This window comes from Pseudoduganella sp. GW821-FHT11H04 (assembly GCF_058807935.1).
The window spans coordinates 73,701-92,514 of the sequence record NZ_JBXARE010000021.1; the positions used below are offsets into that span (position 1 = coordinate 73,701).

The window sequence follows — 18,814 nt, forward strand, 5'->3', positions numbered from 1 at the left end:
CTGAAGTTGGACTTCTCAGTTTTCCCCTGAGAACTATAATCACATGACAGTAAAGAGTTGTAAAGAGTTTTCGGAAGAATTTACTATTTACTTTTCTTACGTCAGAACCGCTGTTGCTTCCCTGCATCAATATCCGGACGAACATAGGCAAGCACAACGGCGCTCGCCACTGCCGGATTTATCTCCGTGATATCGTTATTGATCACGGCCCGCAGCAGGCGCATGCGCAACCACTGGGGCGTTTCTGGCTTGCCTAACAGCGCATCGATGCCGGCGCCAACTTCAGCGGTAGACACCGTAGCGCCGAACTCAGGTCGCTCTCGGTGCATGAAATGCGCACTTTCGTACAGGGGAGCGTCAGTGAGGCTTTGCGCCTCGCCAGTGACCGTGGCCCACGATTCACAACCGCCCCTTAGTGCCACATTCAAAATATCCAAGGCCAGAAGCCTGGACAACTCCACTTTAGTATTTATTGAAACCGTGTTCATGTTAGTTGCATATAGGTAAGATTGTTGCAATACGGTAATGTACTAAATCTTTACTTTTCCTTCAACACAGTTTCTCGGCTAGACGAAATACTGCAAGTATGTTAGCGACTGTGATATGTGTGTATCATTACCACATGGAAGCTAACGGAATGAGTGAAGATTTGAGCGACTGGCAAAGCGACTGTGCCAGCGAGCTTGCCATGCCTCATGAGAATGATGTGTTCCTCAAATTTGTTCTGCTCTCTGGCATTCTTGGTTTCGAAAAGGTCTCGTACGGTCTAGAAATTCCAACATCCGTCGCGGCGCCTGCCTTTGTTTTTTTCGCTAATTACGCGCCAGATTGGCACGACAAATTCATTGAACGACACCCCAAACATCACGGCGCGAGAGTGGCATATGGCAAACGCACAGCGCCGGTCCACGAAGGCGACAGCGCCTTTTGGACTCGCGATGATTTCTATCGCGAAGCCGCGGCGAATAAGATCGCCGAGCACTTGATCGCGCGTTTCGCAGCTCCAGCAGGTTGCACCTCCTACTTCGCGCTGGCCCCCCGCAAATCACACGATCCGGATACCGAGCGCACAAACACTCTCATCAGTCTAACGAGCGCGTCAATGACCCGCATACTGCTGCCCAAACATCTGCCCCAGTCGGGACTGTCGCTGACACCGACGGAAATCAAAATCATGCTCTGGGTGCTTGACGGGAAGACTGCTGGTGAGATCTCCGACATTTTGACGATTGGCAAGTCCGCCATCGAAAACCACCAACGCAAGCTTCAAGAGCGTTTTGAAACCAAAGGCATCTTCGCGACCGCGTTCCTTGCGTATCGCATGGGCATGCTCACAAAAGCTCCTGGTTCTCCTACGGCCGGAGAATCACATGGTATGCCCCAACTTGCGCCTGTCCAGCCAACTTCATCTGCACGATGACACGTTTTCTCGGGATGATGAATTTCTGCGCTGCCTCAGTCAGGCCCAGCTTTCGGAGCGCCATAGGCCAATAGTTCGTATCGAGGCCCAACGTTACTTTCGTGCCGAGATTAGAGATGAGCACATCGGCGAAATCGGTAGGCGACTGCGACGCGAAGACCATTGCGATGCCGAATTTCCGTCCTTCCCGTACCATCTTGTTGACGATGTAGTCCTCGTCTTTGTCCTGATAGTTGTGCGCCTCATCGAGCACGACCACATCCAACACTTCGTCCACCAGACCGCGCTGGACGGCACGAGTGAATATTGCTTCCAAACGGGTGATTACAAACAGCTTCTTTTCTTCCTGGCTAAGGGAAGTAATGATGTAGCGCCAGATGCGGCAACGCGGATCGAGAGGCGGAGGCGTGCTCTTGTAAATTCCGATTGCGTAGAGATTCTCCAACCGGTCGACAACGGATTTCATCGTCTCTTGCTGTCCGTCGAATTCCAGCAGGTCATCCAGCTCCTCGCCAGAATGCACGTAGCTTACCGCCTCGCGATAGGTGTCGATCGCCTTTTCCCGAAGGCTGTCCACTTCACGTTCCAGGCGTGCAATGGCATTAACATCGTCGGATTTCGTCAAAGCAGACTCTTTCGCGCGCAGTTGCTTGGTCGCACGGTTCACTTCGGCAAATGCTAAGAGTGCTTTCTGGTTGGTTCCAAGATACATCGTCTTGATGCGGTCTTTACCATATTCGATTGCATCCGTCAGCGTTGGATAGAGCTTGCCGGCCGGGATGTCCTGCGACCAGGTCGAAGGATCATCTGCAATGAATCCTAGACTTGCGTACAGCCCAGCAAGAAGTTTGGTAAGCAGACGTTCCTGCCGATGCCCCAGTCTCACCGACGTCCGGTTCATCGCCGCGATCAGCGATTGAATGCGCTTGCGCACGCCCCCAAATTCAGGATCTGGATTCAGCTCCAGGGGGTTGAAACCGAAGTCTGCGGATTCGTGAAATCGAACTGCCGACTCACCGTCGATCTCCATATCTCCGTGGCCATCAGCGATATGCATCCGGAAACGCGGATGACCTGTTTGCTCCATGGCCTTCGCAAAGCGCCTCAGCAAGGTGCTCTTGCCCATCCCACTGTCGCCGAAGATTGCCACATGAGGATTGGCAAGTTTGGACGTCGACCATTCGACGTCCAAACTCGTCTTTGCGTCAACTCCGAAAATCATTTCCACGTCAGTGCCCCTTGAGGGATCGAGGCGTCAAGCCTCGTGTCAACGCCCTTATTGGCATAATAATATTATTGTGCTGTGACGAAAGGCCCGACTTCCCGGACCGATCGTTCATACGTTACTGCGGCAACTGGTTGAGAACTTCGAGCAGCTTCATTACGAGGTGACTGTCGTCCTCCGGAAGCGCACCACCTACACTCGTGATCGCAGCTTTCAATTCTTCCACCGGCAACATGATGGATACCTGGTGGACCTTATTCGACAGGGCTCCACGCGCCAGCAGCTTCTCAAGCTGCTGCAGGGTGAAGCGTGCTTCGCGGCGCTCGTACATGGACGGGTTCAGCGCTGCGGTACCGGAAGGGATGACAGCATCACCACCGACATCCTTGATCTGCGGCGACTTCGGACGTGGGGCTGGCGCCGTTGCGCTCGCGCTGGGCTGATAGCTTTCGCCTTGCGGTGCCGCTGCCGCGATGAACTGGTTGATCTGGCTCGCCAGGTCCGGATCGATCGGAGCAGGACCGGGATTTCGTGCCCCGCCGCCGGCCGGTGGCTGGGCCGCGGCATGCGCCGCAGCGGGGGCTTCGGCCCTCGCCTTCGCCGCCCGGATGTCGCCCGAGGTCAGTGACCGGTTCTCGCGCTTCGCCAGTTCTTTCAATTCTTCACGCTGCGCTTCAGGAAGCGGGCGGTACTGTTCCAGCAAAGACGCAAACGGGATAATGCCGGTTTGAACCACGTCCGCCCATTTGGGATCGAGCATGGCCAGAATGCGAGACACATACTGGCTACCACTGCCGGAACCCTTCTTGTGGACCAACTGGCCAATGTCCTTCTTGCGCAGGTCGGGATATTCGTCAAGCAGCTCTTGAATATAGACTGCAGTCTCAATATCGCTCAGGTCGCTACGCTGCAAATTCTCGGCCAGCTGCGCCAGGCGCAACTTGGACTGCGTCAAATCTTGCCGAATGATCGCCGGAATTTTCTCGGAATCTGGAACCCCATTCTCGCGGTTCAACCGGAACGCGCGCCAGCGGCGCTCACCAGCGATGATGGTATAGCGCCCATTGGCCTCTTCCCTCACCACGATCGGCTGGATGAGCGAATTGGCTGCGATGTCGTCGGCGAGGTCCTGCAACGCCTCCAACACTTCCAGAGCAATCTGGCCGTCCACAGGACGGAAGGACGAGCGCGGTTGCTTCGGATCAGGATCGATATCGTCCAGATCAAGCAGCCTGCCACCGCCAGCTTCGGCTGGGGCTTCCATGTCGTTCAGAAAATCGAGCGTGCTCTTGGGTGCCGTTTTTTTGGCTGCTGGGCTAGTATTTTTCATATGGTATTCTCCGTTTCATTCAAGACAGGACACTGACGGCGAAATCTCGCCATTGCGTTCCAAGCGCCCTGTCCTTCGAGTGCCGCCAGACCGGCAGGTAGTTTTGGACAGCATCGGCTACGGCCGTTCTCGAAGTGAATTCTTCAACAATCATCTTTCCGAACTTCTTTTGAAGCAGCTCGCGGAAATGCTTCTGCGTTTTCGATGACTTAGTAAAGCGGTTGACCGCCATTTTCACCAACAAGCCTGGATTCTTCCGTTTGACGGCCTTGATCGTGTCGAACGTATCATCAAGCCCTGTCAGGGACGAGAGGTGCGGCTCCGCCATGAGCACGGCCAGGTCAGACCACAGCAAAGGCGCCGCGATACGGGTCCCCAATGCCGGCGGGGTATCGAAGATGATGTACTTGAACGGCAGATTGCGGATCTGCGTGCGCAGCGCCACTGCCTGCGGCAAGAGCGAGTCATCCTTGTCCATCGCCTCAAGGGCTCGATGTCCGTGGAGCAGCTTCACATTTGGCAGAAGCGTATCCGTGTAGACAAGCGGAGCGTCGTCAAACAACGTCTCAGCGCCACCCGGATGCTTGTTAATATCCAGATTCCCCGTTAGGTACTGCGAGGTATTGCCTTGGCCGCACAGGTCGACCACCAACACCTCGTCGTCTGGATTATTGGCAATCAGCTCGGACGCGGCGTGCACGATATGCACTGTTGCCGTCGTCTTACCGACCCCGCCCTTTTGGTTTGTGACCACGATCAATTTACCCATTACCCAGGTATCCTCTTTTTAGTTAGCCGGTTCAGCTCTTGATCTTAGCTGCCATTTCGGCCTTCACCGCGTTGTAGGCATCTGGGCAGTCTGCTTTCCAGCGTTGCAGCCACTCCAGCGTTTCGACTACCAGGAACGGCACCGACACCCGCGTCCGTCGCTGACGCGTCTCGTCAAGCGATTCTTCGAACAAGCTTTCATACAACTCGTCGGTAACTCGAATCAGGACTTGTTGCTTCTTTGCTTTCGTGTCAGACATTACAACTCCTTTTGTAGCGTGATCGCATGATATCAAGCTATCACGCGCCTTGCAAGCAATTTTGTGAATTATTTATATAAGTATCTGGATGTGAAAATGCCGCTCGAAGCGGCACTCAAACTAACTCTACGTCGTCTGACGAGCGGTCATTTTCGCTGGAGGATAAATATACTGCACCCACCAGAAAATCGCCGTATAGCAAAGCGCGGCACTCGAAACACCGCAGGACTCCGCCGTATCTGCAACCGATTGCGCAAGCTCTTGTGGAAGCTGGATATTCACCTGCTCCCACCCCGTCTTGCCCGTTGTGCCGCCGGCGAACGTCATTGCAGTTTTCGGCTTCCTCCAATGCAGTCCATGCTCCCACGGACGCTCGTCCAGGAACCGTTTCATCATATCCTCGAACATCGCCGTCAACGAGGGATACAGAAATGGTGTGATCCCCTTCAAATACGTGTAAATCTGTGCTGGGCAGCGGGTAGGAACGGCTTTCAAATCCTCCAGGCGTGTCTTTGGACGCCCGATGCGTTGGCCATGTGACGACTTTGTCGCGGACTCCGTCGATGCTCCCCCGGCATTCGCAGGAGTCGACTGCCGCGAATCACCCTTTGGCAAGGAACCCTTCTTTGCGGTCATGTGTTGGCCTTGAACAAATGCTCTAAATTATTGAAATGTTGCAATCATATTAGAAAATGATGCTTTCGTACAACGGTGATTGCAGAATTTTACATTCTCACACATTCTCACACTACCGCGCCATTACTTCTGACGTTGGAAGTTGCACGAAAATAACATCTACCCTTTTGAATCGTCCGGCTTGCTGTTCCGACCGGCCAGGCTGCTCGCGGCAGCCTTGTGGACTGCGCGCAAACGCTCAGCGGCTCTCTCGGCCTTGACGGACACTGGCCTAGTGGGATCGAATGACTTGGAGTGGACAGAGAACTGGTCGATATTCAGGGCCCGCAAATAATTCACGAGTCCCTCAAACCGCCGAAACTTGCGCGGATGCCTCCGCTGTGTCGCCACCAACCGTTCGGCATTGCCATATTTAACGACAATCACCCAACCACCATGTACTCCGACAGCTACCGTGTTTTCGATGGCTCCAGCCTCGACCAGCTGAGCCAAATTAGTGTGCGTAATCGTTTCGATAGCCATCTCGCGCCTCACGCACTCAAATTATTATCGCTCACATTTAGAATCGGGACAATCACTTTGTAGAATGCTGCCTGAGGCAGCATTTCCATCAGAAGACGCTGGGTTCACTCGTTGACGACCGCCGCCTTGGCATATCGCCCACGGTAAGCACTTGGAAAAAGAATGTCTCGGGTAACCATGACATTGAAGCGATAGCCAGGTTTGCGGGTCAATGTCGGCTGAACATTCATGCCGCGCTGAATGAAAGCAGTTCCCGTCTGCCCCAGTTGTTGCCCGAGGGACTGGGTGATCGTCTGCGAGTTCGTCAACGTACCGTTGACGCTGGTGCTTTGCTTCTGCGTCAATGACACCGCTGCTGAAAACGTCGCCATGAAGGCTGCGCTGCCGAAAACCTTGGCGTAGTGATTGTTCACGTCCGCGTCGAAGCCGGCATTGCCGGCCTTGTCCGAGCCGGGCATTCCTTCCAAGCTGATGCTCGTGTCGTCCGGAAAAATCAGCCGGTTCCAAACCACCAGGATACGCTCCTGGCCGTAGGCAATCTGGCTATCGTAGGTCCCAACCAATCGACTGTTTTGCGGAATCAGCAAATGTCGACCTGTCGCCGAATCGAACACATTTTCGGTGACACGAGCGCAGGTCTGGCCAGGCAGATCCGAATTAATGCCGCATTGGAGCGCGGCCGGGATAGCCCAACCTGCCTTGATCTCGTAGGGCGACATAGCGGGCTGAATGCCATCTTTCAGATATGTCTTCGCCGACGTCTCGTTCGACTTCAAAAACTGTTCCTTGCGACCTTGCTTGTTTGGGTCGTCCTGTTGTTGCGCCAGACCACCACCGATACCGAAGGCGGGCATACCCTGGCCCTGTGGCGCCTGCCCCGCTTGCCCCATTGAGGAAAGCAGCGCCTTTGCTTGCGCAGCGATCGCCGCGTTCGGATTGGCGCCCAGGCCAGCTCCTCCAGCGCCCAGACCACTTTGCGCCGACGCGGACATATCCCCCGAGCCCTGTGCATCGAGCGACGAAAGCACTGCGACCTGCTTACGATCAGCAATGTCCTTCTTGATCCGAATCGCCTCGCGCTCTTCGGCCGATTGATACTGTTGCGCCTCGCCGGCCGCACCGGCACGTGCCAGGTGAACTTCGCCAGGCGCTGCAGGCTTGCCCGTAGACGCGGCGGCGCCCGCCCCCATTGCTGCCGGCCCCAGCTTAGGCACTTCGCCTTTTCCATTTCCGGAGCCCACACTGTACGCCGGACCAGCATTCTGGCCGCTCTGACCGCTCTGCCCCCCCGATGCGAGTTGCACCGGCGTGGCAGTTGCGGCACCGAGCGACGGGGACGCAGAACCGCTTTCTGCCGCGGCGGCGATTTCAGCTGCGACTGCCGCTTGCCCATCGCCGACGTTGTCGAAGTTCGGTTTCGCCGCCTGGACCGTCGGAGGTTTCTCCCCCGATGCCTCTTGGCCTGCCGGAGGGACGCCGCCGTGCGCCGGGGCCACCTCTTCATCACTTCCCATGCTCATGATCGAGAAGAGAATGAAGCCGCCCACCGCGAAGCCCACCATCGTCATGCCGAGCTTGGCCTTCCGCGACAGCCTTGTGATACCTGTTGGCTTGCCTTTCAGCTGGACGGTGTCCGGAGAATCAAATGCGCTTGCCATTTAGTTCGCCTCCGAAGTCGTCCACGAGAACCAACTCTTCTTCTTATTTTTTGTCCAGGTAATCGTTACCTTCTGCTCGTCTCCGTCTGTGCCGATCACCAACATGGCCTTATCGAAAAGTTTGTCCACTTCGTACACGGTCGGCGACTTTGGGCGCCAATTCAGGAATTCGGCCTGCCCGTCCTTGCCTATGCTGACGAGCACAGGTGTCTCGGATGTGGCAACAACATCGGGCATATGGATGTAGACCTTACCGCACGCGTTGTAGACCCGCAGCGGCTTAAAGGCCGCACCACCTTCTACCGAGTACGCAAAATCCAAGCCCTCCATGCAGCTAGACGGGACCTGCGCTGCCGCGACCTTCTCTTGCGCCTTCTGGGCCTTTTCCCGTATCTTCGCCGATTCATCCCATTCCTGAGCCAGATCCTCGGGATAGTAGAAGCCGATCGCGTTCAAGTAATCCTTTTCATTCGTCGCCGATACCAGCTGGATCTGGTAGACGCGACGATCCGTGTAAACGATCAGGTTCGTTTCGATACCGACATCGGTTGGCTTAACCACCACGTGCGTGATTGCGCGCTCGCCACTGCCCGATGTTTTCTTCGAAATCAGGAACCGAGCGGTATCGCCTGCTACCGGCTTGTCGGTCAGCAGTTCGCCAGGCTCAAGCTGAATGTCGCATGCCCGGAGCAGCGTGCAGGTGAGCTTTGGGAGGTATTGCCCGTACGGATACATGACACGGCCATCGTCACTCATGATTGGCTTTGCAACGCCGGTTTGCTGCCATTTCTTGGACTGAGCCACCGCAGCATCTTCCAACGTCAGAAATCGCTTGCTCTGCCCCTGCCCCTGCGCGTGAACGCCGGAACTGAGCGCGGCGCAGACGAGCAATCCTACTATCGATTTAATGCTCATATTTTAATTTCGCCTTAGCTGATAACTTTGGACCATTTGACTTCGGTGATGTAGAAGCCAGCGCCGTTTGCACGAATCGCACCTTCCGAATCCGCCGACACCAGCTTGTACGTGAACACACCTTTCCAGCGTTCCTCGCCGATTTTGTCACCGTTCGGTGCGATTTTCGTTTCCGTCCACTCGATCTCATAAGTGGAGCCATCGCGCGGCAAAGCGTAACTGACACGGGCGTCTACAGTTTGACGGGCGGCGCTTTCGAATGGTTTGGTGTCCTGGATGAACTTATCGAGCAATTTCTTCGCAGGGCTGCCTTCCTCCACCCTTGCATAGGATTTGCGCAGGAAGTATTTTTGCGCAGCCTGGTCGCTGACCACACGGCGCGTATTCTCAACCCATTCCACCATTTCCGAATGGACCACGCGTTTCCAGTCGATTGGATTAGCGCGATCGGCGACACCCACGGATACCACGTGCCCAAGCTTGTCTACGGCCACGATATAAGGCACGAATTTGCTCGACGTCATGTAATACCCGTTGCACGCAACCGAGACAGCCAAGATCGCGGCGGTAATACGCCATGCGACTTGCCAATTACGCTTGTCGACAGCCAATTGCATGTAGCGATCCTTGTTGGAATCGGTCTGCTCCGGTGCAATAAAAGGCGACACTTTTTTGCCGGTCTGTGATTGCTCGCCAGTCGCACTTGCTTTTTTTCTACTGAACATTTATTGCTCCAATATAACTATATTACTCAGCGTGCTTCATATCGATGTTGATCGAGGCCGCATGCGCGGCATCGTCCGGTACATATCCCTTCAGGTCCTGAATCTGCCGATGCAGAGGGTCCGGCCTACCGCGATAACCGGCGTCCTGATTCTGTCCTTGCTGGCCGCCACCGGAAACAGACCCCGTACTCGCGTCACCTGCCGGAGGAGCAGAGCCTCCCGTGGCCGCCGACATTGGGGTACTTGGCGCGGCCCCTGTTGCAGGCGCGCCAACGGCACCCGGCGCAGCGCTTTGACCACCTGGTGGCACGCCGCCCTGCCCAGCCACCGGCGCCGTTGCAGGCCTGCTAGGTGCATTTGTCGCTCCGGGCGATCCCGACACATTACTCGGAGATGCCGCCGATGCGCCCCCAGCCGGCGCCGCACCCACATCACCGGACGATTGCCCACCAGGGACAGGAAGCGCGCCGCTATCCGATGGTGGAGTCGCGGGCACTCCTGACATACTTCCCCCACGTGATGCCTGGATGCTCGACGCGACCTGACCGCCAGCAGAACCATCAACCGCGGCTGCGAAACTCGACGCCCCGCCAGCCACCTTGTCGCCGATGGCACCGGCAGCCAAACCGAGCCCATGCTTTCCAGCTTCGCCAATCGCATGGGCGGCCAGGCCTGCGCCGCTCTTGCCCATGTCCATGCCTGAATCGACACCTGCTCCGATTGCCTTCGCCACGCCGGTAGCGGCGACAGCCGCCCCACCGGCCGCACCCGCACCAGCCTTGGACGTCGCCGCAGCAGCGGCCCCGACACCAGCAATGGCAGCTCCAGCACCGATGGCCGCACCCGCCATTCCCCCAGCAGACAGACTCGGGCTGCCCGACATCATCGAGCTGGCTATCGCAGGAACCTGGATGGAGAGATACGCGTAGACCAATGCCGCACCAAGTGCCTTCAGCATGCTTGGGAAAAATTCGTTACCACTCTCAAGATGAATATTCGCAAAGAGTGTTTGACCGGAACCGACTATCAGGTAGAGCACCATGAGCTTGATGCCGATCGCCACTGCCGACTGCATGTACTTCGATGCCATGTCTGTTGTCCAACGCGAGCCGCCGAAGCCCATCATGATGACCCCGCCGCCGATGATGATGTACGACTCGATCAGGGCCACGAGAAGTTGCGCCGCGACGAAGAGAAAAGACAAGAACATCAGCAGGGCTATCACAGCTGCAGGAAGCACTGCGACAAGTTGCTCCGACAATTTCAATTCGTGCAGAATTTGGAATACCCCTAATGCCGCGTCGTACCCATCGGCAACAATGCCGTCAGGCGTAGCAGCCGACGCGTGCCCGGCTTCTCGGCCGATCTGCGTGAACGAGTCAATAATCCGGGGAATCCAGGTTCCGGAAGACATCAGCAGGAACATGAAGAACGACAGCGTCATCAGCTTCTTGCCGACGCTAAACATCATGTCGTCTAATTCTTTTTTGTCCATGATGAATGTCACGCACATCCAGCCGAAGTCGATCGTGGCCAACATCATGAACAGACGGATCGCGTAAACGCGGATCGCATCACCCCACCCCTTATAGCTACCCTTGTAGACATCGCCGATACCGTTCAAAACGTTAAAGCCCAGCGGCGCCGGCGTCGTCTGCGCATACGACGACAGTGAGGTCGACAACATCATCAACGTTACGAGGATGAACGCGAGAATGCGGACCTGACGTACGGTCAGCTTTAGCCGGAAAGGCGGGAATATCGACATACTAGATTCCTATGGTTTCTTGTCAGGGGCAGACGGCCTTACAACTTTTGTGCTGTGGAGGTTACCGAATACCGTATCCAGCGCCTTTTGCTTTTCCGCCTCGGTTGGCGGAGCGCTCGGCGTCACCACAGCCTGCGCCGAAGGCGCGGGGCGAGGCGCCGGGTCAGATTCGCTGCATCCGGCCAGCAGGGCCACCATCAAACCAGCTACGATATATTTCATAGAACCTCCTTGCGTGCGTTTACGGATTGGGATCGATTGGCACCGTCTTGGCGCCTTGGGTCACCTTCGAAGAACGCAGATTGCCGAATACGATTCCCAGCGACTTTTTCTTTTCGTCCGCCACGCTCGTATCCTTCGACATGAATTGGTTTTGCGCTGACATCTGGGCAATTTGCAACTGCCGCAGCTGCTGCATTTGACCAACCATAGCGACACCAATATCGTTGCCGGCCTGGAGGGCTTTCATTTGCCCATCGGCACTCTGCGAGCGCAATTGTAGCTCGCGCACGACATCCTGTTCGTTGGTAAGAGCTTCTGCCTGCGCACCGGATACGGCCAACGCATTGCGAACGGCAGAATGCGTGTTATCCGACCAGCTCTGGTATTCGTTCTTGGAACTGAATTCCGAGCCGTATCCAGGATGCAACCGCTTGAACATCTGGTCTTGATTTTGCAGCGAGTAGCTGACCTTCTGACCATTGACCACGAGCGTGCGCAAATTTTGGAATGTCTGCGTCATGTTTTGGTCGTTCCACAGCATTCGGGCTTGTTGGTTCAACAGGCTGCTCGGGGTCGTACGTTCAAGATTCTGGAGCATCGACCGGTACTGGTTGATCTGGGTCACCGTCTGCTGCGCCTGTTCGACGTACGAAAGCAATAACTGGATCATGTTGGCGATCTGAGTAAACTCAGTCGCCCCAACAACCGCACCCGCTTTCACGTTCTGCGATGCAGTAACCAGCGCTAAGACACTAACAGCCGCCAAAATCTTCAATTGTGTTTTCATTGCCCCTCCCTCAGTCTTGCGGTTGACATACTTTGGCGTTTGCTTCCACACCCGTGTTTACGTAAGCGTACTTGCCAAACCGCACAAGATCGGTTTGAACGAGCGTCCTTCGGTGATGATCGGGATCTACACTCACCACAGCGCTACCTCGCACTGCGCGGACCGCATTACCAGCATCGGTTCCATATTGGACTCGCGCCTCATCCTGATCGCTAAGCGCACCATATCCGACGTACAGTTTCCAACCACCGCCGGCTAGCAAACCGTTCAAGGGAATGGAGAACTGAAGGTGAGTCAATCCACTGGCCCTGACGGCGTACACCGGAAAAAGTCCACTTTGCCAGTCATACCAGCTGTCGCCGCTCAGAAACTTGGCTTGGGTGCGAGAAGCATCGTGCATGCCAACGTAGACAATCCCAGGACGACCCAAGTCCTGCCCCAGTACCGGCAAGGTGAAGCTGGCATAGGGTTGCAAACCTTGGCAGTACACCTGGAGACTTACAACCGTCAAATTCGGCGGCGATGCCGACATTTGCGCGGTCGCGGGCAATACAGCAAAGAGCCCCGCCAACACCACCGCCCGAAAGCCCGATCGTAAAGTGTTCATGCGAATTTCACCGCCCAGGTACGCGCGCGGTTTGCGAGGAAGCGTGCTACGCCCCGCAGACCATGAAAGGCCAGCACCAAGGGAAAAGCGACTGCAAAGCCGACGACCTGGCCAGCCGCTGCGATCAAAGGGGTAAAGATGATGGCAAGAATCACTAAGATGGTCATTTGAAACTCCTTTGTGGTTTTCCATTTCTATGACTTTATTATAGCACAGTGATACATAGAAAGATATCAAAATATCGTTTCTATGCCGCGTTTTCTCGCTCAATGATTTGCTTATCGAGGTAGTCGGCCCACGTGCTGAGCTTTCCTTTGCCCCAGTCCTTGTGGATATTGCACCAGCGCAGCCACTCAACCGGCCAACGCACTCCGTAGCGAGCGATCAGCTCACGCGCCTTCGCGATGTCGTCGCGCCCCGATGCGCCCACAAAAGCAAGATTGACCGGGCCTAGCCCCAGCTGGAATTTCCGCCTGCCCAGAGGCGACATGTAATAGTAGTCGCGCTTCTTGGCCATGCGCCCGATGATCTCCACTTGGCGTTCGTTCAGACCGAGGAGCCGGTACGGCGCCGCGGAGTCCTCGTTGGTGCTGGCTTCGGGATTGGCCAACAGTATCTTGGTCGGGCAGCTCTCGTAAAGCACGTCCCGAATCGGGCTCTTTCCAACGTCAGAAATCGACTGGGTCGCAAACCAGACACAGCAATTCGCCTTACGGAGCGTCTTCAACCACTCTCGGATCTTCTCCTGGAATAGTGGGTGGTTCAGCATCAACCACGCCTCGTCTAGCACGATCAGCGTCGGCGAACCATCCAGACCCCGTTCAATGCACCGGAACAAATACAGCAGCACAGGCACCGCGTGAGCGTCACCCATGCTCATTAGGTGTTCCATTTCGAATACCACGAAGCGATCAAGCGCAATGCTGTCACGTTCCGCGTCGAGCATCGCGTTCCCGCCCTGCAGCGTGTACGCCTGGAGCGCTTCGCGCATCGCCAAATCTTGGACCTGCTGCGAAAATTCGGTCATGGTACGGCGATCCGCATCGCCCTTTCCAAGCTTTTCCAAAGCCAGGCGAATCTCCGTTCTATGCGCCGGTAATATCACGAAGCCTTGGAGGCGCAACAACGTCTGGACATACTCTTCCGCCCAGGCCCGCTCCACGGGACGATCGACTCGCCCGAGCGGGCAGAAATTAAGCTCGCCCCCGTGCTCTCCGCCGATATCGTAGTAAGTACCCCCGTTTGCATTGCAAAGTATGAACGACGAATAGCCTTTTTCGAATTTACGCACCTTGGCATTCGGGAAGCGCAGAAAGCTGGCCTCAAGAAATTCAAGCAACGCCGACTTGCCGGCTCCGGTCGGGCCCATGATTAGACCATGGCCAACGTCCTCGACGTGCAGATGGAGACGGAATGGGGCATTGCCCGTCGTCTTGGCCATTGCAATTGGAGGGCTGTTTGGCGGATAGAACGCGCAGGGATTTGTCGTCAGTCCCGGCCATGTAGCCGTCGTTGGAATCAGGTGCGCCACATTGAGCGAATGCACGATAGGACGCCGGACGTTCTCATAGCCGTGTCCAGGCAGGGTACCGAGATAGGATTCGACGGCGTTCACGTCTTCAAGGCGGACGGGGAACCCAAGGTTGCGTATGAGCGTCATGCAATCCTCCGCACTTTGCTTTATGCGGGCCTCGTTCTCATCCATCAGCACGACCACGCTCGTGTAGTGTCCGAATCGTACCAGCCCCGAAGCGGAGAGCGCCATCGCGGTACTTGCGTCGACCTCCATCGCCAGCGCGTCGTGATCGATAGGACCGTTAGCCGAATTCGAGGCTTGATCCTTGATACCGCGTACCTTTTGTCGCCATTTCTTGCGCAATTTGTCGAGCAGACCCTTGCCTTCTTCCGGGTCCATGAAAATGAACCGCGTGCTCCAGCGATAGGCCACCGGCAGAGAATTTAGGGCCGACAGAATTCCCGAAAAACTCTCTGCTGGAAAGCCGTCGATGGCGATGCACTTGATATGCTTCTCGCCCACTTTCGGGTTGTTGCCCCCGGTGAAGTCCTGGCTTCCAATGATGCTGTCGTACATGAAGCCTTCAGGAGGCTTCACAATGTGCTGGTTCAGGCCCGTCACCGCATAGTGCAAGTACCCCGCCAGGTGGTCGATCACCACTTCGGTATCGTCCACCTTGCTGCGCACCACCTGCTCTCCCATTCGCGTAATGCCCTCGAACACCGTCGAGAACTGGGCTTGCATATCCGCGATCATGTCCTCGAATCGGGACAGAATTTGTGATTGCAGCGCATTCGGGTTCTTCCTCAGATCTTCACTACGCTCGAACATCAATGCGGTCGCCTGACTCTCCAGCTGTAACGGCGGGAGGTAGGTGAAGATCATCGAATACGCGCTTTCGAAGTGCGAATCTTCCAGGTTGTACTGGGCGGCTCGCTCATCGTCCATCAGCTTCGCCACGGGCTCCATGAACGCCGAGTCCTTTGGATAGCCAATCGCGGTTGATCGGTTCGCATCGATGTGCACCATCCAGCCGGACCCCAGACGCCGCACAGCGTCGTTGACGCGCGCCGAGATGGACTCCATCTCGCCTACGCTCGCCGATTCAGTGTCGGTCCCGCGATAGTAGAAGCCGGCGATCAACTCGCCGCCCTTCCCTAACATCACGCCAGGTTCAATTGGTTTCGCGTAACGCAGAATATCCGCGAAACCCTCGTCCTCGTCCCGGTACTCCTTTTGCATGCCCGCCTTGCCCGATGCCACCGCGTACCACACGATGCCGACGACAATTAATACAATGCTTGTCCAAAAGCCGCTCATATTCTTACAACCTTATTTGAAGTCCTTGAAAGCACGCAGGGGCGCGTTCATGCGTCCTCGCGCCGGATAGAAGGCGCGATACTTCCGATGACGTTTGAGCACTTGCCACATCATCGGATCGACCGACGCGAGCTTACGCATTAAAGAAATCCAGACGCCCCATACCAACGCGCTGACGGGAATTCCATACCAGATGCCATATCGCATAGAAACCACGAAGGCCAGGTACAGCGCGAACAGCAGCCCACCGAGCACCAGGTTGCGTTCGCCGCCCATGAAAGTAAGCGGACGAACACCGGAGGCGTGTATCGTCACTCGCGTCAATTCACTCCGTTTGCGCTCGCTCATCGCGAATCGTCCCTTTAGACGCCGCAGGTGGATTTAGCGGCGCCGGCCTTGATCGCGATCCAGCCCAGAATTGCGGAGCCGCCCACAGCCAGGCAAACGCCCATCGTGATGTTGACGACCTTCTTGAGAATACCGGTCAGCTCTTCGCCGAAGACGAAGCCAGCGCCGGCGGCGCCGAATGCAATCGACCCGACAGCGATCATGGTCGGACCCTTGAACCAACCCGCGATCCCGCACAGCGAGGAGTCCCACGGCGCCGAACCGTCGCTAACCTGCGCCGCGGCGAGGCCTGCATAGGTTCCCAGCCACAGGACCGTCCAGGCCTTCGACCAGGACATTTGACGGGGCATTCTTTTGACCGCTGCCAGCGCGGCTGTCGCGTTGCGCCCGATACGGCCGCGTACGTTTTGCGCGATCGCGCGGACACCAGATTTCAGTTTTTTAATATGCATTTCACTCTCCGTTAAAAAAATTAGTCAAACCTGCGTCGTGAGATATTTCTTTCTCGCGTCGTCGTACCCTTCAACTACCATCACTTCACTTACTTTCCTGCCGGCTGCGGCCTCCTCGTCCTTTCCGATGAAAATACAAAGATCGATCGCATCAGCGATTTCGTGTGGGTTGGCTCGAATACCTGGATTCTCTTCAATGAGACGCTCCATGCGCACCAAGCCTTTTTCGCAATCGTCGGCGTGGATCGTAGCGAACCCGCCAGGGTGACCCGTATTCCACATCTTTAGCAGCGCGAGCGCTGCAGGGCCCCGCACTTCGCCCACGCCGATCCGGTCCGGCCGCATACGCAGCGTCGCCGAGAGCAGTTGCGTGATGCTCACATCTTTATTCGAGCGCATCTGCACATAGTTCTTTGCCGAGCACTGGATTTCCCCCGTGTCCTCGATCAGCACAATGCGATGGTCGGGAGTGATGTGCTCAATACCGTGCAAGATCGCGTTGACGAGCGTCGTCTTACCGCTTCCTGTGCCGCCCACAACCAGAATGTTTTTGCGCATGCGGATCGCCATGCGGATAATCTCCACATGACTCTTCCCACGGCACAGCTCAACGAAGCTTGCAATGGCTCGCTTCTTCTTGTTTCGAGGGTCGTCCAGATCGGTCAGAATGCCTCGCGACTCGTAGTCTTCGAGCGTGAAGATCATGGACGCTTTTTTTCGGATCGCGAATGTGGGCCTCGCGACCACTGGCGGAATCAATCCCTCGAATCGACTTCCGTCAAGGGGCAATTCCCCCTCCAGAATTGGGTTGGTCCGTGTGACGACCGTACCCAACATGTCCGCAATACTGCCCATGAGCTTCTCAGCTTGCGAGAGTGGCATCACATATCCGGTGTCAGACATGCCCTCGCCCAGGCGGTCGCGCCACACTTTAAGGTCAGGATTCAGCATGATTTCGATGACCGTTGGGTCCTCCAACTCGCGCATGATGACCGGACCTAAGTCCCGGCGCAGCCCCTCCATCTTTCGCGCCAGTGACAAGTCTTGATTACTGATTGCCAGTACCGGCGCTCCCTGATTCATCCCTGTCATTGCCGGGCCTCTCATTTCATCAAAATTCAAAAAGTCGCGTTCTTTTTTTGTACCACAATGATATCATAATATAATATTGGATGAGAACAACAAATTTTTGTGATTTTTCTGACGTCAGAAATCATCAAACCCTTCACGGATTGGACAAGCTATGAATTTGAAAAAGAGCATTTTGGCAATTTTGGTGACCGCTGCCGCACAGCATGCCCAAGCGGGCTTCTACGTCAACGATGACGCGCCCGTCATAACGGCCGCCAATCCGGAACAGGCGCGCAAAGCCAAGACCGTCTACGCGTCGTTCACCGGCACGCGCTTATCGAGGGCATCCCGCACGGATCTGGAGAACCTCGGCGACGCCCCGCTCGATGCGGACACTGTGGCGGTGAACGTCTATGCAAAGAATAAACAACAGCTGGTGGCCGCCAACCGGCGCGCGCTGGCTGTACGAACTTGGCTAGTAAGGAAAGGGGTTGCACCCGACCGCATCAAGGTCAATGCCGACGTCGATCCGGACACTGACCCCCTCGACACGGACGTTCAGATCGTCTTTCGCTCGGCACCTCAACGTGCGATCGCCGACACGCTGCGCACTGCGCGGTTCGTGCCGCCGGCGGCAGCAGCTCCAGTCCCGATCGCCAATGCGCAAGCCCAGTCCCAGAATGCAGATAGCGCGAAACTGGAATTCGTGAGGAAAATAATGTCCATGGCGGCGTCGAAGATGATTTCGCAGGAGAGTGCAGTACGGCTCGTAGGCGACTACCTGGCTAATCTCGGCCCGAATGCCCCCCCCCTGCCCCAGACGCCCGCAGCGGCCACGGCGTCCCAAACCGGATCGGCGATCCAGCCGGCACCAAGCCAAATTGTCCCGTTTGGCGAAGTACCAAGGATTTGGACTCTTGCGGCAAACAAGTCGTTGCGCGACAACCTCAAGGAATGGGCAGTAACTGCCGGCTATGCTGAACCGAATTGGACAGCATCGAATCCATATCAAGTCACGTACACATCAACCTACACGGGGACGTTCTTCGAGGTCCTCAATCAAGTCGCATCCGCCGTCCCGGCAGTGGACTTCCGCGTGAGTAAAAACCGACGGACCATCGACGTGGTCGACGCACGCCAGTAAAGACCCGCACACCCGTAAAAAAGGCCCTACGGGGCCTTTTCTATTTTGTCGAAATAGGAAGCACGACTTTCATTCGCGCCGCCTTTAGGCCTTCAGGGGCTGGGATTGCGTGCTTGCGAT

Annotated in this window: 21 protein-coding genes; 2 read left to right on the forward strand and 19 right to left on the reverse strand. The window is 56.2% G+C overall.

Features of this window, described 5'->3' with window-relative positions; translation table 11 throughout:
- Positions 1-101 precede the first annotated feature (101 nt).
- On the reverse strand, positions 102-488 hold the full coding sequence (locus AC1RTP_RS27055) for a hypothetical protein (RefSeq protein ID WP_498611739.1): 387 nt from the start codon (positions 486-488) through the stop codon (positions 102-104).
- A gap of 149 nt (positions 489-637) precedes the next feature.
- Here AC1RTP_RS27055 and AC1RTP_RS27060 point away from each other — a divergent pair, with 149 nt between their 5' ends.
- Positions 638-1,420, forward strand: coding sequence for a helix-turn-helix transcriptional regulator (locus tag AC1RTP_RS27060; RefSeq protein ID WP_498611740.1), 783 nt, complete (start codon positions 638-640; stop codon positions 1,418-1,420).
- Here the strand turns inward: AC1RTP_RS27060 and AC1RTP_RS27065 are convergent.
- The 18 genes from AC1RTP_RS27065 to AC1RTP_RS27150 form a co-directional block, all read right to left on the reverse strand.
- Positions 1,353-2,648, reverse strand: coding sequence for a helicase HerA domain-containing protein (locus tag AC1RTP_RS27065; protein ID WP_498611741.1), 1,296 nt, complete (start codon positions 2,646-2,648; stop codon positions 1,353-1,355). The genes AC1RTP_RS27060 and AC1RTP_RS27065 overlap by 68 nt on opposite strands.
- 115 nt (positions 2,649-2,763) lie before the next feature.
- A complete protein-coding gene (locus AC1RTP_RS27070; protein WP_498611742.1) occupies positions 2,764-3,975 on the reverse strand; it encodes a ParB/RepB/Spo0J family partition protein in 1,212 nt (403 codons plus the stop codon).
- 19 nt (positions 3,976-3,994) lie between these two features.
- Positions 3,995-4,744 (reverse strand): ParA family protein, encoded by a 750-nt coding sequence (locus AC1RTP_RS27075; RefSeq protein WP_498611743.1) that lies wholly within the window; start codon positions 4,742-4,744, stop codon positions 3,995-3,997.
- Between the two features lie 31 nt (positions 4,745-4,775).
- Entirely contained in the window at positions 4,776-5,003 is a 228-nt protein-coding gene (locus tag AC1RTP_RS27080) for a hypothetical protein (protein WP_498611744.1), read from the reverse strand.
- A 126-nt stretch (positions 5,004-5,129) separates the two neighbouring features.
- Entirely contained in the window at positions 5,130-5,639 is a 510-nt protein-coding gene (locus AC1RTP_RS27085; RefSeq protein ID WP_498611745.1) for a hypothetical protein, read from the reverse strand.
- 159 nt (positions 5,640-5,798) lie between these two features.
- Positions 5,799-6,161, reverse strand: a complete 363-nt coding sequence (locus tag AC1RTP_RS27090; RefSeq protein WP_498611746.1) for a ParC-related protein — start codon at positions 6,159-6,161, stop codon at positions 5,799-5,801.
- 104 nt (positions 6,162-6,265) lie between these two features.
- Complete coding sequence (locus tag AC1RTP_RS27095; RefSeq protein ID WP_498611747.1) at positions 6,266-7,819, reverse strand: TraB/TrbI/VirB10 family type IV secretion system protein; 1,554 nt, start codon at positions 7,817-7,819, stop codon at positions 6,266-6,268.
- The gene (gene trbG, locus AC1RTP_RS27100) at positions 7,820-8,734 is read right to left on the reverse strand and encodes a P-type conjugative transfer protein TrbG (protein WP_498611748.1); all 915 of its coding nucleotides are present in this window, start codon (positions 8,732-8,734) and stop codon (positions 7,820-7,822) included.
- A 14-nt stretch (positions 8,735-8,748) separates the two neighbouring features.
- On the reverse strand, positions 8,749-9,459 hold the full coding sequence (locus AC1RTP_RS27105) for a VirB8/TrbF family protein (protein WP_498611749.1): 711 nt from the start codon (positions 9,457-9,459) through the stop codon (positions 8,749-8,751).
- A gap of 22 nt (positions 9,460-9,481) precedes the next feature.
- Positions 9,482-11,227: a P-type conjugative transfer protein TrbL gene (trbL, locus tag AC1RTP_RS27110; RefSeq protein ID WP_498611750.1), complete on the reverse strand. Its 1,746-nt coding sequence runs from the start codon at positions 11,225-11,227 to the stop codon at positions 9,482-9,484.
- Positions 11,228-11,236: 9 nt separating this feature from the next.
- Positions 11,237-11,449 (reverse strand): hypothetical protein, encoded by a 213-nt coding sequence (locus tag AC1RTP_RS27115; protein WP_498611751.1) that lies wholly within the window; start codon positions 11,447-11,449, stop codon positions 11,237-11,239.
- Between the two features lie 19 nt (positions 11,450-11,468).
- Entirely contained in the window at positions 11,469-12,236 is a 768-nt protein-coding gene (trbJ, locus tag AC1RTP_RS27120; RefSeq protein WP_498611752.1) for a P-type conjugative transfer protein TrbJ, read from the reverse strand.
- A 10-nt stretch (positions 12,237-12,246) separates the two neighbouring features.
- On the reverse strand, positions 12,247-12,843 hold the full coding sequence (locus AC1RTP_RS27125; RefSeq protein ID WP_498611753.1) for a hypothetical protein: 597 nt from the start codon (positions 12,841-12,843) through the stop codon (positions 12,247-12,249).
- A complete protein-coding gene (locus AC1RTP_RS27130; protein ID WP_498611754.1) occupies positions 12,840-13,010 on the reverse strand; it encodes a hypothetical protein in 171 nt (56 codons plus the stop codon). The genes AC1RTP_RS27125 and AC1RTP_RS27130 overlap by 4 nt, the downstream gene beginning before the upstream one ends.
- A gap of 80 nt (positions 13,011-13,090) precedes the next feature.
- Complete coding sequence (locus AC1RTP_RS27135) at positions 13,091-15,679, reverse strand: VirB4 family type IV secretion/conjugal transfer ATPase (protein WP_498611755.1); 2,589 nt, start codon at positions 15,677-15,679, stop codon at positions 13,091-13,093.
- Between the two features lie 12 nt (positions 15,680-15,691).
- Positions 15,692-16,027 (reverse strand): conjugal transfer protein TrbD, encoded by a 336-nt coding sequence (trbD, locus tag AC1RTP_RS27140; protein ID WP_498611756.1) that lies wholly within the window; start codon positions 16,025-16,027, stop codon positions 15,692-15,694.
- Positions 16,028-16,041: 14 nt separating this feature from the next.
- The gene (locus AC1RTP_RS27145) at positions 16,042-16,479 is read right to left on the reverse strand and encodes a TrbC/VirB2 family protein (RefSeq protein ID WP_498611757.1); all 438 of its coding nucleotides are present in this window, start codon (positions 16,477-16,479) and stop codon (positions 16,042-16,044) included.
- Positions 16,480-16,503: 24 nt separating this feature from the next.
- Positions 16,504-17,601, reverse strand: coding sequence for an ATPase, T2SS/T4P/T4SS family (locus tag AC1RTP_RS27150; RefSeq protein WP_498611758.1), 1,098 nt, complete (start codon positions 17,599-17,601; stop codon positions 16,504-16,506).
- Positions 17,602-17,722: 121 nt separating this feature from the next.
- On the opposite strand from AC1RTP_RS27150, the gene AC1RTP_RS27155 reads away from it, so the two are divergent.
- Positions 17,723-18,694 carry a TcpQ domain-containing protein gene (locus AC1RTP_RS27155; RefSeq protein WP_498611759.1) on the forward strand — a complete coding sequence of 324 codons (972 nt, stop codon included), beginning with the start codon at positions 17,723-17,725 and terminating at the stop codon, positions 18,692-18,694.
- Positions 18,695-18,814: the final 120 nt, after the last annotated feature.

Coding starts and splice junctions, on each gene's coding strand:
- AC1RTP_RS27055 (WP_498611739.1), bottom strand. CDS start 488: ATGAACACGGTTTCAATAAATACTAAAGTGGAGTTGTCCAGGCTTCTG.
- AC1RTP_RS27060 (WP_498611740.1), top strand. CDS start 638: ATGAGTGAAGATTTGAGCGACTGGCAAAGCGACTGTGCCAGCGAGCTT.
- AC1RTP_RS27070 (WP_498611742.1), bottom strand. CDS start 3,975: ATGAAAAATACTAGCCCAGCAGCCAAAAAAACGGCACCCAAGAGCACG.
- AC1RTP_RS27075 (WP_498611743.1), bottom strand. CDS start 4,744: ATGGGTAAATTGATCGTGGTCACAAACCAAAAGGGCGGGGTCGGTAAG.
- AC1RTP_RS27080 (WP_498611744.1), bottom strand. CDS start 5,003: ATGTCTGACACGAAAGCAAAGAAGCAACAAGTCCTGATTCGAGTTACC.
- AC1RTP_RS27085 (WP_498611745.1), bottom strand. CDS start 5,639: ATGACCGCAAAGAAGGGTTCCTTGCCAAAGGGTGATTCGCGGCAGTCG.
- AC1RTP_RS27090 (WP_498611746.1), bottom strand. CDS start 6,161: ATGGCTATCGAAACGATTACGCACACTAATTTGGCTCAGCTGGTCGAG.
- AC1RTP_RS27095 (WP_498611747.1), bottom strand. CDS start 7,819: ATGGCAAGCGCATTTGATTCTCCGGACACCGTCCAGCTGAAAGGCAAG.
- trbG (WP_498611748.1), bottom strand. CDS start 8,734: ATGAGCATTAAATCGATAGTAGGATTGCTCGTCTGCGCCGCGCTCAGT.
- AC1RTP_RS27105 (WP_498611749.1), bottom strand. CDS start 9,459: ATGTTCAGTAGAAAAAAAGCAAGTGCGACTGGCGAGCAATCACAGACC.
- trbL (WP_498611750.1), bottom strand. CDS start 11,227: ATGTCGATATTCCCGCCTTTCCGGCTAAAGCTGACCGTACGTCAGGTC.
- AC1RTP_RS27115 (WP_498611751.1), bottom strand. CDS start 11,449: ATGAAATATATCGTAGCTGGTTTGATGGTGGCCCTGCTGGCCGGATGC.
- trbJ (WP_498611752.1), bottom strand. CDS start 12,236: ATGAAAACACAATTGAAGATTTTGGCGGCTGTTAGTGTCTTAGCGCTG.
- AC1RTP_RS27125 (WP_498611753.1), bottom strand. CDS start 12,843: ATGAACACTTTACGATCGGGCTTTCGGGCGGTGGTGTTGGCGGGGCTC.
- AC1RTP_RS27130 (WP_498611754.1), bottom strand. CDS start 13,010: ATGACCATCTTAGTGATTCTTGCCATCATCTTTACCCCTTTGATCGCA.
- AC1RTP_RS27135 (WP_498611755.1), bottom strand. CDS start 15,679: ATGAGCGGCTTTTGGACAAGCATTGTATTAATTGTCGTCGGCATCGTG.
- trbD (WP_498611756.1), bottom strand. CDS start 16,027: ATGAGCGAGCGCAAACGGAGTGAATTGACGCGAGTGACGATACACGCC.
- AC1RTP_RS27145 (WP_498611757.1), bottom strand. CDS start 16,479: ATGCATATTAAAAAACTGAAATCTGGTGTCCGCGCGATCGCGCAAAAC.
- AC1RTP_RS27155 (WP_498611759.1), top strand. CDS start 17,723: ATGAATTTGAAAAAGAGCATTTTGGCAATTTTGGTGACCGCTGCCGCA.